This is a genomic window from Ruminococcus sp. NK3A76, assembly GCF_000686125.1.
Taxonomy (GTDB): Bacteria; Bacillota; Clostridia; order Oscillospirales; family Ruminococcaceae; genus NK3A76.
In genome coordinates this window covers 158364-170451 of sequence record NZ_JMMA01000002.1, presented here as the reverse complement: position 1 = coordinate 170451, position 12088 = coordinate 158364, and the positions used below count along the sequence as shown (strand labels likewise).

The window sequence follows — 12088 nt, the reverse complement described above, 5'->3', positions numbered from 1 at the left end:
TTTTCGGCTTGCCTTTACAGGTATTCAACAGCTCCCGGTCATAACAAGCTGCTCGTATTCCTCCGCTGTGACAGGCTTTACCAACTCGTCAGGGAACCCTACACACTCAAAGCCGAGTGCATAGGCCTTGTCGGTATCCTGTGGACTGTTTATCCTTACGACAGGTCCGCTGTCTATGCCAAGATAGCTGTCATACAGCGTACATTCCATTCCGTTATACATTACTGTTTTGTGTTTGTTCATAGCTGCACCTCGCTATCTTATTATACCACAAGGCCTGCAATCAGTCAATTGACTTTTAATAGCCTGTCTGATATAATAAGACCATGGGGGGTGAACCCGAAAATGCGAAAGCACTACATTGACAATATCAGGTGGAGCGCTATAAGCGTTCTTATAATATACCACGCAGCTATGGCATTCAACACATGGGGCGAGCCCAACTACATCACCCTGCATGGCAGCCGTGCCGTTATCAGCATAGTCGTTTTTCAAAGCCCTTTTCTTATGCCGCTGCTGTTTTTGCTGGCTGGGGTGAGCACTAAGTATTCATTATGCAGGAGGACGGCCGCCGAATACATAAAAGAGCGTGTCACAAAGCTGCTTATACCTCTTACTATCGGAACATTGATGATAATGCCGGTAATGACATACCTTGCCGACCGCTTCAACTGCGGATATAGCGGCTCGTTTGTCTTGCATTACAAAGTGTTCTTCACAAAGCTCACGGACATGACAGGTGCTGACGGTGGGTTTTCTGTCGGGCATCTATGGTTTCTGGCATATCTGTTTGTGATATCCTGCCTTTTCATTGCCACATCAGGGCTGCAAAAAAGGATAAACACAGCCGTCTTAAAAAGCAGCAGACACCCGACCGTGATGATACTGCTTGCCGGGTTGCCAATCATAGTATTCCACGAGCTGCTGTCTATCGGCGGCAAGAGCATACTTGAATACCTTTAGGCAACACCGCTGGGCCATTGTACGTCAGACACGCAGTCAAATTTTTCGTCAGATTGGCTAAATTTACCGCAGGAATACTAACATATTTCAAGGTAAATTTGGGTAATATGACGGAAAATTTGCAAGTGGATGGCGTGCAAAGGTATCCGCCGGTGGCCCGGCGGTGTTGCCTTTATCTTTTCATGCTTGGGTATCACATTTTCTCGGACGATGACGTTATCGGTAATCTGTCGACTCACAGGCGGCCGATGCTATGCGCAGGGCTTTGCGTGAGCGTGCTCAACACATACCTTTTCCTGTGGTGTGACCAGGATACAGCGGCGGTAATGGCAGCAAACACGCTTACACGCACGCTTGCAGAATGGCTGATGCTGCTTGCAGTCACAGGGCTTGCAAAGGCACGCTTTGACAGGGAGAACACAGTGACAAGATACATGGTGCAGCGCTCGTTTCTTTTTTACATACTGCATTATATATGGATAGTCCTTTTCCAGTATATCTTGTACGACAGCCTTGGCGGCAATACGGCGCTTATGTTTTTACTGCCGCTGCTGCCGGCATATGCCGCAACGCTCATCTCATGCGAGATATGCATTCACATACCTGTGCTGTACCTGCTGCTCGGGACAAAGCCGGCAGGCAGAAAAAGCACTTCAACACAACAAGGAGCTAAGCCATGAACATCACAGACAGAGAGATAACAAAAAAGGAGCTCGACTTTATCTATGACGACTTCCGCAGGATAGAGCAAGCCGACGGCGTGCCGCAAAGAAAGACCGATAGGTATCAGTATGTATTGGAAGAAGGCGGCGAGGTCATCGGCTACGTTTCGGGGATAACCGAGCACAAATGGTTTTATCTCACCGACCTGTGGATAGAAAGCTCGCACCGGCGGCGTGGGCTTGGCAGCAGGCTGCTTGTGATGATAGAGCAAAAAGCAGCAGATATCGGCATGGAGCACATATATCTATGGACAGCCGGCAGGATAAACCCTGTCTTTTACGAGAAGCACGGGTATGAAAGGTTTGCCGTGCTCGAAGACAAGTATGAGGTAGAGGGCTATCATCAGACAGGCTACAGAAAAGACCTGATAACAGAAAGCGAGTGAGCGCACATGGTAAGAGAAGCAAGAAAAGAAGACCTTGACGCATTGCTTGAGCTGTATCTTTATCTTCACGAGGACAGCATACCCGAGCATAATGATCATCTCAAAAACACCTGGGAGCAGATAATCTTTGACAAAGCGCATCATCTTATAGTCAACGAGCAGGACGGAAAGATAGTCTCATCATGCGTATGCGTGATAATACCGAACCTCACAAGAGGTGTGCGGCCGTATGCATTCGTTGAGAATGTCGTGACGCACGAAAGCTGCCGTGGCAAGGGCTATGCAAGCGAGTGTCTTGCCTATGCAAGGCAGATAGCACAAAGTGAGAACTGCTACAAGATGATGCTCCTGACAGGCTCAAAAAAGCCGGAGACACTTCGCTTTTACGAAAGCGCAGGCTACAACAGCAGCGACAAGACGGCATTCATTCAGTGGCTTTAAACTTTCATATATGCAAACACCGGGCAAGGGAAATCTCCCCTGCCCGGTCATTATTATACCGCTTCAAGACAGTCGTTCAAGAGGTCAACTATCTTTGCTTTTTCAAAGCCCTTGCCTATGACAACGAGCTGGTTTATGCGGTCGCCGTAGCGCTCGTCCCAGTCGTCCTTAAGGTCGGGGAAAGCCTCGAACAGCGCATCGAGCTCGTCCTGAGGGTAGCTCGCCATCCATTCGTTGAGCCGGGTCAGTGCGCAGTTGCGGCCTGCCTGCTCAAAAAGCTGGATATGCTCGTCATCATCAGAGAACCATATATAGCCCTTTGTGCGGATAAGCTCTGTCGGGTAATTGCCAACGAGCTTTTCAAAGCGCTCTCTGTTAAAAGGCCTGCGCTCCTCAAACGCAAATGAGGTTATGCCGTATTCATCGACACAGGCCTTGCTGTCCTCGGGGTCGTTTGATTCGAGGGCACGCTGTATGGCTGATGAATCAAGCACCTCGTCATAATCAAATTCCTCGCCGTGCATTATGAGCTTCGGGTCAACGCTGCCCTTGACCGAGGATATCATAGGCGCCTTTGTCTGATAGTCACGCAGCACCTTTTTGACTTCTTCAAGCTGCGACTCATCAAGCAGGTCGGTCTTGTTTAAGGCAACACCGCACGAAGATTGTGCGCAAATTGCGCAGTCAGCTTTTTCGTCAGATTGCACGGATTTTCCGAAGGAATACTACCGTATTTCAAGGAAAAAATGTGTAATATGACGGAAAAGATGCAAGTAAGTTGCGTACAAAGCCTTCAGGCGGTCTTTGTGCGGTGTTGCCCATATATAATGATTGACCTATCTGCCCCGATGTGGTATAATTGAGCCATGATATTCTAATAAGCAGCACGCCCTACAGATAACGGAGGATAATTATGAAAAAATGGTATGACGAAGAATATGAGTTTACAGTTGAAGTCACAGGGTTCCTGCACGGCGACCGCACGGAAAAGTACTGCCGCAACGGCGAGGAGATAGGCGACAAATACACCTGCACCTACGGCTGCCCGGTGAATACACAGGGCTTTGGCATCTGCTCAAAGACGATGATGATGCTTTATCCGCTCATGGAGGCTATCAGGAGCGGCGGTGACCTGGAGAACCTCGGCGGTGACAGCAAGTACACCAAGACAGTAGTATGCCCTGACGGCTGCGTGATGTTCAGGCTGACAGCAAAGCCATTAGGAAACGAGAACTTCCACAAGGGCGGCTTCTGGGAATATCCGGATCAGACGGTTTAAAAAGTGATGATTTGTTGTGCAATATACCTTAAGCGACATTTACAAAAGCACGCTCCATTGTGAGTTTCTACAAATCAGAATATTTTTCAAAAAAACAATGGAATTTTCCGGCGCTAATGGCTCTATTATATGCAGAGGCAAAAAGCCAGGCTGAAAAATGTCGGAAAACTAAGGAGGAAATATGAACGAAGATCAATGGCGACAGGGCGTAGAGGCGACCAGGAAAGGCGACAAGAAAGCCTTTGAGCAGCTTTACAGGGAAACGGAAAGAGCTGTGTATTTTACCTGCCTCTAAATAGTCGCAAACGAGGACACCGCCCGTGATATGATGCAGGAAGCATTCATGACTGCACTGCAGATGTAAACTTTATCCTTCCGCCGAGATATGATGTATACTCTGACAACTCGACTGAGACTATTGATCTCTGCGACAAGGAGACCTTTGCAAACGCACACTACGGCGTTATTCAGATGGCCATAGCCACGTCAGATTCCTACAAGTCATTCTCGACACAGGAGGTCAAGGAATACTTTGAAGATCAGAGCACATACTACGACCTGCTCGATCAGATACACGGCTTCTTCTGGGTTGACGACACTACAGTTGATTCGTCAGACACAGTACAGATAAAGGGCAAGAATTTCATCAGAGAAACAGGCACAGGCAATGACGACATGGATAATTCAGAATTCTATTCACCTGACGGAAAACAGCGCCTTAAGTTCCGAAAAGCCGACGAGCTCAACGCAACAAGGTGGCTCGATGATGTTATCGAGAGAGAAAAGGACGACCCCGACTTAACATTGGAGGACATCCCGGAATTCACTCTCAACAACTTCAAGTGGCACGGTGTAAGGCTCAAGGGTCAGGAAATAAGCGAGCAGTATGTCATCATCGGCGAAGATCTGTCAACTCCCGACCGCTGGATATATCTCTACGGCATGGGCACGACCTGCGACAGCGACCTGTCTGTTGATGTTATAGGCAACACCGCACGAAGATTGTGCGCAAATTGCGCAGTCAGCTTTTTCGTCAGATTGCACAGATTTTCCGAAGGAATACTACCGTATTTCAAGGAAAAAATGTGTAATATGACGGAAAAGATGCAAGTAAGTTGCGTACAAAGCCTTCAGGCGTTCTTTGTGCGGTGTTGCCTATAAACTCTCTTGAAGTATTTGACTCGGTAGAGCACTCATAATAATAATATAAGGGACTGCTGCGGCTTGCAACAGTCCCTTTGCTATTATCACTTTATTTTGTTTTTTTGCTGCGTGTGAATACAGCACCCACTGCAGCAAGCATCAGCGCTGCTGCACCTGCTCTGGCTGCCGTGCGTGGGTTGGCGGTCTTGGCAGTTTTGGCAGGGGCGGTGTCTTTGCTCTCGCTGCTGTCATCGGCAGGCTCGGTGTTTTCGCCGCTGTCAGTTGTGCCGGCATCATCGGTATAGTCGGGTGTTTTTTCTTCTTCCGGGTAGCTGTGAGGGTCGGGGGTATCCTCCGTACTATCGCCCTCTACAATGGTGAATGTGGTCTTGTATGTGGTGTTATTAAGATAATAGCACTCGGTTATCATTCTGTCGGGGTTTACTTCTAAGCTCAGCTCATATTCGCCGGTATCCCAGCTGACAAACTCGCCGTCCTCTATATTCAGGTTTATCATTCTGCCGGCTGTAACGCCTGCGTAGATCTCCGCTGTTATCGGCTGTCTGCCGGAGGCTATGACCTCGCCTGTCTGAGTGTTTTTGACGCTCCAGTCGATATTGAAGGTGTTGCCCTCTGCATAGCCTTCATCAAGCGAGACAGTGCCCTTATTACCGACAAAGAAATTGATGTTTATATGCTCTCCCTGCCTGAATACAGTCTTTGTGCGGTCTGCCATTACAAATTCAAAAGGCGCTTCGAGCAGCTCGTCTTCTGATGTTGTGAACGCATCTGATATATAAAGGTCGGGGTTCTCGTAGTGCTTTTTGCTGCCCTCTGTTTCTGTGTATTTCTCTTTTATCGCCTCATCGTAAAGAGGAAATGCTGTCACATCATAGATTATGTAAGGCGAGTTATCCTCGTTTATTTTGTAGTTTACTATCTCCCAGCATTTCCTGCCGCTTTTGAGCTCAATAGGTCTTAGGTCATACAGCGTGTAGGAATTAGGCCTGCTCTCTCTGCTTGCCTTTCTTACATCGTCGGGGTATTCCTCGTCTAACTCGAATTCGTCGCTGTCGCCGTCGTTATCGCTGTCAATTATGAAAACGCCCTTGTAGCGCTCGTCAGGCGTTTCTGCCTCGGGGTCGATGATAACGCCGCCTATGGTTATCGAATGCTCGGATTCTGAAAGGTCGCCGTCATACGTCGTGCCGATAGAGCCCTGAAATACCAGCGGCGACTCGCAGCTTCTGTCTGTGCGCTCAAGCTGTTTGATATTTGTGTAGTCATCTGTCAGAGAATATTTCTCCAGCGCAAGGCTGCTGACAAAATCCTTGTCAAGGCCGTATGCCGGGTCATCCGAGCCTACCGGGAAAGCAACGGCCCCTGTGCCTTCGTTGACATACACGCCCATAAAGAACCAGTCTATCGCCTGCTCCACATAGCTGCCCTTGTTAATGAAGCTCTCCGAAAAATAATCAAACACTGCATCTTCAGAATCAAAGCTTGTATCGCTGCCGGGGGCTTTATAATTCTGCGCCCAGCCTGTCAGCCAGAGAAGGTTTGAAGCCGAAGCCGCCCAGCAAAGCGAGCTTTCATGCAAAACGCTCGTGACAGATGCCTTCTCGGAATCGACAAACGCTTCATCAATTATCTTGACAGGCTTGTCGGCATCGAGTGTGAAATTATCCTCGATAGCCTTGACAAACGCTGCTTTGTTTTCATCTTTCAGGCCTGTTGCTATTACTTTCAGCTGCTTGCTGTCAACGGTGATGCTGTCATTTGCCGACACCACCTCCGAGCTGCGTTTTGCACCGCTGTTAAGTTCGACAGTAACAGGCTCATCGTCTGCGGCAAAAGCTGTCTGCGAAGCCATTGCCGAAAAAGCCATAGCGCACGCCGCCAACGAAGCCATTATCCTTTTTCTTTTCATATTTTTCTCTCCTGTCATTTTTTTATCTCCGCTTATATTATACACCATTATCTGTCATATTTCAAGTGCCGGGCAGAAAACCTAAAGCGTTGACAGCATAAAAAGCCGGGCAAGAGCTGCTCCCCTGCCCGGTAAGTGTTTTTCTTTTCAGCTGCTAAACATATCACAGCGAGAACTCAAATGTTTTGGTCGGAAGGTCTACCCTGCTGCCATCATCATCGAAGTAGTAAAAGTTTAGTTCCGCCCTGTAATCTCCCTGCTCAAAATCACAGTAATAATCACGCCCGAAAAGGTGCAGCGTCTCGGGTTTATGTGTGTAGTCTGCCCTGTCGTCCTGACTTGTCTGTATCTCCTCAGAAATATCAATTTCAAGCTCGAGCTTATCGCCGTTTACAGTGTTGCAGTTTATCTTGGGCATTTTGTCAAGAAACACAAATTTCGGGGCATTCTCGGTAGTGTGGATAGTGAGGCTCAGCTCGTTTTTTGTTGCATCTTTGAGCTCGACGATTATCTGCTCGTTGTAATATTCAAGCTGTCGGTTGTTCTCTATCCTGTCCTTAATGTTCATATAGACCAGATAATATGCCGTGATAAGCACCGCCACGACCGCAGCGCACTCGGCAAGCCTTTTTGCATATCTTTTCTTTGCACCGCCCGATTTTATGTAATCACCTACCTGCCCCTCTATGCGCTCTCTGTCATCAGCGGTGAGCCTGTGGCTTTTGAGGTCATTTGAGCCGGGGCCGAGCCAGTGGTTTAGCTTTGCCCTTGCTATCATAAAGCGGTAGGCGGCACTTCTGCCGTGGATAAATCTGCACCTGTCGCTGTATGCGCAAAGCAGCTGCACAAGGCGGTCTATCCCCTCAGAGTGCTTTACGCCCTCGCACATCAAGGACGAGAAAAGCTCATTTCCGCCGTAGTCAAGAAACTGGGTTATCTTCTCATTTTTATCCATTCACATCACCGCTTTTTATGTCGTCAAGCGTTGCGCCGAATTTCTTGTAAATGCTCATAGCAAGACTCTCGCCCGAGGGCGGCTGTCTGACTATTTTGTAAAGCCTCTCGTCGCCCTCGCCTGCGACCGACACAAGACTGTCGAGCTTTGTAGGGTAGTCCTTTTTGTTAAGCTCCTCAAACGCCTTGTAAAGCCCCGTGAGGTGCGTTACATAAAGCCCCCTCACACCTGCCGCTGCAAACAGCTCGGTGTGAATCTTCGCTATCTCTAAGCACTCCTCAGGGGTCGTGCTTTGCAGCGATTCGTTTAAGATAACAAGGCTGTGCTTAGTCATGTTCTGTGCAATCACCTTTAGGTCTTTTATCTCATTTGTAAAGCGGCTCGTGTCAATGCCTGCCTCCTCGTCACGGGGGAAGTGTGTGAAGATATTGTCGCAGACCGAAAGCTCGGCATACTCGGCAGGCACGAAAAGCCCTGCCTGCGCAAGCACCTGACAGATAGCGCACGCTCTTGCGAAGGTCGTCTTGCCGCCGTTGTTTGCGCCCGTGACCATATAAAGCCTTGCGCTGTCATCAAGGGTGATGTCGTTTGTCTTTATCTTGTCAGTAAGTACGGCAGAGGGGTCACGCATCACCATTTCTTTATAGAATACAAGGTCATATGCGCCATTGAGCACTGTCCTTCTCTCGCTTGCAGGAAGTATCTTCGGGCGGCACATCTTCATTCCGTGCGCACGCACACCCTTAATGAAGTTGGCAACGCCCTCGTATAAGTCAAGCTGGCGCTCTATCTCCTTTATGTCAGAGAAAAAGCTGCTGCGGTAGCTTTTGAGCGTCTCCGATATGCGCTTTGCAAAGACGTTGGTGTACTCTGTCAGTTCTCTGAAAAGTGCCGTGTCAATGTCGGCTGGCGTGTGGCGTGTAAGCGAGTTTAGGTGCTCCTCGCCCGAAAAGGTCTCCTTGTTTTTCTGCACGCCGTAGACTATTTTTTCCAAAATGTTGCCCTTAGGGTATATCTTGTCATAGCCGACCTCTAAGAGCCCTGCCGAGTCGGGGTTCATATTTGCATCAAAGTTTATGCCCACCTTAACGCTGCGAATGGTCTTTGCAAATGTGCCCTGAAGCTCGGTAAGTGTCTTTGCTATCTCCTTGTAGTCATCACTTTCTGGCAGGGCTAAAAAGAACTCAAACATACCCCGCATAGCCTGTGATTTAAGGGTAGTGCCTATGCGCTTATATATGCCGTTTATCGCAGCGATAGATGTTAAAAAGCCGTCAAGCTCGTCCATTTTCTGCTTGACATCATAGAAAGCGCCCACATCTTCATTGTCATTTGAAACAAGGCTTACAGAAAGCTCGGTTATCACCTTGCGAAAGCTGTCGGCAAGGTCGGGGTTGTTAAGATGGTCCTCTAAGCAGTCAAGGCGGTATTCTATCGTGGGTATATCGTCACTTAGCTCCTCGCAGAGTGCAAGCAGCTTTTCTGAGCCTGTGAGGGTGATGAAGTTTTTTATATCCTCTAACATCAGGTCTTTGATAAACAGGCTGCCGCTGTCACGCATCTGTATCCTGCGCCTTTCGGCACGCTCTCTGGCTTCTTTGTTCGGGTATAGCAGGTCTATATGGTCGGTTATTTTCATAGCTGTGTCCTATGTCCTTTCTGTCATTATGGCAGGAAAATGCCTTCTATAGGCAACACCGCACGAAGATTGTGCGCAAATTGCGCAGTCAGCTTTTTCGTCAGATTGCACAGATTTTCCGAAGGAATACTACCGTATTTCAAGGAAAAAATGTGTAATATGACGGAAAAGATGCAAGTAAGTTGCGTACAAAGCCTTCAGGCGGTCTTTGTGCGGTGTTGCCTATATATAAAGACACATAAAAGGGGGCAAATCTGGCACTTTCTCAGAATTTTTGGCACATCAGCCAAAATTGCGCCTCATCAATTATCAGATATAACTAATTCTTTTTTCTTATCTGCTTTATCAGATAATAGACCAGATAGCCTGTTCCGGCAAGTATTACTAAGTTCAGTAACGTGATCAAAGCTGTGAGCATGTCGATTATCATTTGTGTTCTCTCCTTTTATGTAATGATGGTATGCTCTCCGTCTTTAGCGGTCAACTATCTTTATTATCATACCACTTCCCGGTGTGGAAGTATCTACTAAGGCTTCGATTTTCTTTTGGTCGCCATTACTATCATTATAAACATAAAAATCGGTGACACCGTCTGTGGTTTTCTCTAAGCCTTCTCCGTCAACTGCTTCTACAAATTTCTGATATGTATCATCTATCTTGCTTTTTCTCAAAACCATATACTTGGAATCGCCTATATAATATGCACTGTTATCCTGAATATATGATTTAGCATATAAAACTTTTATAAAATTGGGCGTAGTATAATTTATAAATGAGTATACAGCACAAACCACACTGATGAATAATACTGTTCCCAAAAATATCAGCTTGTTTTTTGTTTTCATATAAATCCCACCCGTCATTACTTATTCGTTATATCCTTTAATTCATTGTATGAGAATTCTATATTGTTTTTATCAGATATTGGTTCAAATCTATCATTGTTTTCTTTATATATGCTTTGTATATTTGATAAAAGCGATGAGGGAGTACTGCCATAATAATTTATAAAAAACAGGTATTCCTCAGCTATATCCAGAACAGGTGCATCGTTTGAGATCACAGTTTCTCCATCACCCATTATTTTGACTTTTACAGTATTGTCTTTATTGAATTCCCCATAGAATATTTCTGTGGGTTGGATCTCATAAACTGTATATAAGTTATAATCGTCGGGGTTGCTTGTTTCATTCTTATCTAAAGCGGTTTCTCCTGTTATATCACTAATATAGAGAACTTCTTTTCCCACTATCTTTCCGGTGAATATACCGGTCGCTGCATTTGATAATTTAGTAAGGCTCTCATAATACGGGTATTCCTCATAGATTTCAGCTGCAATTCCGGTATCAGATGATTTGTTTGAGCTGTCATTATCATCACACGAAACAAGAGAAGCAGTTCCAAAAAGCAAAGCTGATACCAATACTATTTTTATAATTCTATTGATCATAATTCATGGCCTCCATAAAAACCCGCTTAAGTTATTATGATTTATAATTGATTTTCATTAATGAATCTATCAAGTTTGTTTACTGCATCTCTGAAATTCGTATTATTGCGCACCCTATCATATCTTTCCTGCTTTAACTTATTTGCAAGTAAACGAGCACAAGTCTTATTAGCACTACAGAAATCATCATTTATTCCTTGAACCAAAAGAGAACTATGAACTCCACCATTTGAGGTATCATAAGCAATTGCGTGTTCCACAGCTTTTTCAATAGCAGTGAGCGCTTCCTCAAAACGACTGTCATACATATAAATAGCAGCACTCACACGATATAGGTCGGAAAGCTCCTTGTGTACTCTGAAAAAGTCATTCTCATCATAAAGCCATTTAAGCAGATCGGCAGCCTTCATAAGATATGCAGCCTTTTGAGCCGCAACGCTCGTCGCAGGGTATAGACAATCAGGGTCGGCGAGCTTCCATATCTGTCTTGCAAGAAACATTGTTAATGACTCAATATTATTCTTCATTGACATATCCCTGTCGGTGTCCATTGTTTCATCGGCAAGCAGGATATTCTTGATGAGTTCACGGCTGCTGTCAATACTTTCCTCGTGTGCAACTGCACTCTCACCGCTGTAATAGCTGCAAAGATTTAAGTAGTAACGGCAGTCGTCTTTCAGCTTTTCATTATCTGTAGATTTAAGGACCTTATTAAAAAGCTCGCTTGCTTCCCCAAGATAGCCGATCGTTTCCTCCTCATCAACATGAGCAAGAAAATACGAGCGCCCAAGCTCAAACATCAGGTCATAAGAGTCGGGATATTCGTCAAGCGCCTCCTGTATCAACGGGATATTATTGTTTACCCTATGAAGCTGATAGTTTTCCTTTATTCGTTTATTCAGCTTTACTAACCGCTGCTGACGCTTTATCTCGTCCATGCCGTATAGCTCGTCGATAGTCACCCCAAACAGCACCGCTATCGCAGGAAGCATGGCAAGATCGGGGTTGCTTTTACCCTGCTCCCATTTACTGACCGACTGATAGCTGACACCCAGTTTCCCGGCAAGCTCGTCCTGAGTCATGTCATGCTCCTTACGAAGCTTTCGCAGATTCTTTGAAATGTAGTTATCCATACATTCACCTCACAGTAACAGAAGAGTCTTCTTTTATTATACTATTA

General features: G+C 46.3%; 14 protein-coding genes. 6 read left to right on the top strand and 8 right to left on the bottom strand.

Going from position 1 to position 12088, the window contains the following annotated elements; genetic code table 11:
• Window positions 1-24: 24 nt before the first annotated feature.
• Window positions 25-243 (bottom strand): hypothetical protein, encoded by a 219-nt coding sequence (locus CD05_RS0100950; protein WP_028508909.1) that lies wholly within the window; start codon window positions 241-243, stop codon window positions 25-27.
• 102 nt (window positions 244-345) lie between these two features.
• Between CD05_RS0100950 and CD05_RS0100945 the strand changes: the two genes are divergently transcribed.
• The 4 genes from CD05_RS0100945 (at window position 346) to CD05_RS0100930 (ending at window position 2512) form a co-directional block, all read left to right on the top strand.
• A complete protein-coding gene (locus CD05_RS0100945) occupies window positions 346-963 on the top strand; it encodes an acyltransferase family protein (protein WP_028508908.1) in 618 nt (205 codons plus the stop codon).
• Between the two features lie 269 nt (window positions 964-1232).
• A complete protein-coding gene (locus tag CD05_RS0100940; RefSeq protein ID WP_156947245.1) occupies window positions 1233-1643 on the top strand; it encodes a hypothetical protein in 411 nt (136 codons plus the stop codon).
• Complete coding sequence (locus CD05_RS16910) at window positions 1640-2071, top strand: GNAT family N-acetyltransferase (RefSeq protein ID WP_051588743.1); 432 nt, start codon at window positions 1640-1642, stop codon at window positions 2069-2071. The genes CD05_RS0100940 and CD05_RS16910 overlap by 4 nt, the downstream gene beginning before the upstream one ends.
• A gap of 6 nt (window positions 2072-2077) precedes the next feature.
• The gene (locus tag CD05_RS0100930) at window positions 2078-2512 is read left to right on the top strand and encodes a GNAT family N-acetyltransferase (RefSeq protein WP_028508906.1); all 435 of its coding nucleotides are present in this window, start codon (window positions 2078-2080) and stop codon (window positions 2510-2512) included.
• A gap of 53 nt (window positions 2513-2565) precedes the next feature.
• On the opposite strand, the gene CD05_RS16905 is transcribed toward CD05_RS0100930, so the two are convergent.
• The gene (locus CD05_RS16905) at window positions 2566-3219 is read right to left on the bottom strand and encodes a GTP-binding protein (RefSeq protein ID WP_051588742.1); all 654 of its coding nucleotides are present in this window, start codon (window positions 3217-3219) and stop codon (window positions 2566-2568) included.
• Between the two features lie 206 nt (window positions 3220-3425).
• Between CD05_RS16905 and CD05_RS0100920 the strand changes: the two genes are divergently transcribed.
• Window positions 3426-3791, top strand: coding sequence for a TIGR04076 family protein (locus CD05_RS0100920; RefSeq protein WP_028508905.1), 366 nt, complete (start codon window positions 3426-3428; stop codon window positions 3789-3791).
• A gap of 471 nt (window positions 3792-4262) precedes the next feature.
• Window positions 4263-4952, top strand: coding sequence for a hypothetical protein (locus tag CD05_RS0100910; protein ID WP_028508904.1), 690 nt, complete (start codon window positions 4263-4265; stop codon window positions 4950-4952).
• A gap of 91 nt (window positions 4953-5043) precedes the next feature.
• Here CD05_RS0100910 and CD05_RS0100905 read toward each other — a convergent pair whose 3' ends face one another.
• The 6 genes from CD05_RS0100905 to CD05_RS16900 all read right to left on the bottom strand — a co-directional run bounded on the left by CD05_RS0100905 (window position 5044) and on the right by CD05_RS16900 (window position 12041).
• Entirely contained in the window at window positions 5044-6864 is a 1821-nt protein-coding gene (locus CD05_RS0100905; RefSeq protein WP_156947243.1) for a hypothetical protein, read from the bottom strand.
• Window positions 6865-7027: 163 nt separating this feature from the next.
• Window positions 7028-7819, bottom strand: a complete 792-nt coding sequence (locus CD05_RS0100900; protein WP_028508902.1) for a hypothetical protein — start codon at window positions 7817-7819, stop codon at window positions 7028-7030.
• On the bottom strand, window positions 7812-9458 hold the full coding sequence (locus CD05_RS0100895; RefSeq protein ID WP_028508901.1) for a hypothetical protein: 1647 nt from the start codon (window positions 9456-9458) through the stop codon (window positions 7812-7814). The genes CD05_RS0100900 and CD05_RS0100895 overlap by 8 nt, the downstream gene beginning before the upstream one ends.
• Before the next feature lie 473 nt (window positions 9459-9931).
• On the bottom strand, window positions 9932-10303 hold the full coding sequence (locus tag CD05_RS0100885; protein WP_028508900.1) for a hypothetical protein: 372 nt from the start codon (window positions 10301-10303) through the stop codon (window positions 9932-9934).
• A gap of 17 nt (window positions 10304-10320) precedes the next feature.
• The gene (locus tag CD05_RS0100880; RefSeq protein WP_028508899.1) at window positions 10321-10908 is read right to left on the bottom strand and encodes a hypothetical protein; all 588 of its coding nucleotides are present in this window, start codon (window positions 10906-10908) and stop codon (window positions 10321-10323) included.
• Between the two features lie 41 nt (window positions 10909-10949).
• Window positions 10950-12041 (bottom strand): helix-turn-helix transcriptional regulator, encoded by a 1092-nt coding sequence (locus tag CD05_RS16900; RefSeq protein WP_037322718.1) that lies wholly within the window; start codon window positions 12039-12041, stop codon window positions 10950-10952.
• Window positions 12042-12088 lie beyond the last annotated feature (47 nt).

Coding starts and splice junctions, on each gene's coding strand:
- CD05_RS0100950 (WP_028508909.1), bottom strand. CDS start 243: ATGAACAAACACAAAACAGTAATGTATAACGGAATGGAATGTACGCTG.
- CD05_RS0100945 (WP_028508908.1), top strand. CDS start 346: ATGCGAAAGCACTACATTGACAATATCAGGTGGAGCGCTATAAGCGTT.
- CD05_RS16910 (WP_051588743.1), top strand. CDS start 1,640: ATGAACATCACAGACAGAGAGATAACAAAAAAGGAGCTCGACTTTATC.
- CD05_RS0100930 (WP_028508906.1), top strand. CDS start 2,078: ATGGTAAGAGAAGCAAGAAAAGAAGACCTTGACGCATTGCTTGAGCTG.
- CD05_RS0100920 (WP_028508905.1), top strand. CDS start 3,426: ATGAAAAAATGGTATGACGAAGAATATGAGTTTACAGTTGAAGTCACA.
- CD05_RS0100910 (WP_028508904.1), top strand. CDS start 4,263: ATGGCCATAGCCACGTCAGATTCCTACAAGTCATTCTCGACACAGGAG.
- CD05_RS0100905 (WP_156947243.1), bottom strand. CDS start 6,864: ATGAAAAGAAAAAGGATAATGGCTTCGTTGGCGGCGTGCGCTATGGCT.
- CD05_RS0100900 (WP_028508902.1), bottom strand. CDS start 7,819: ATGGATAAAAATGAGAAGATAACCCAGTTTCTTGACTACGGCGGAAAT.
- CD05_RS0100895 (WP_028508901.1), bottom strand. CDS start 9,458: ATGAAAATAACCGACCATATAGACCTGCTATACCCGAACAAAGAAGCC.
- CD05_RS0100885 (WP_028508900.1), bottom strand. CDS start 10,303: ATGAAAACAAAAAACAAGCTGATATTTTTGGGAACAGTATTATTCATC.
- CD05_RS0100880 (WP_028508899.1), bottom strand. CDS start 10,908: ATGATCAATAGAATTATAAAAATAGTATTGGTATCAGCTTTGCTTTTT.
- CD05_RS16900 (WP_037322718.1), bottom strand. CDS start 12,041: ATGGATAACTACATTTCAAAGAATCTGCGAAAGCTTCGTAAGGAGCAT.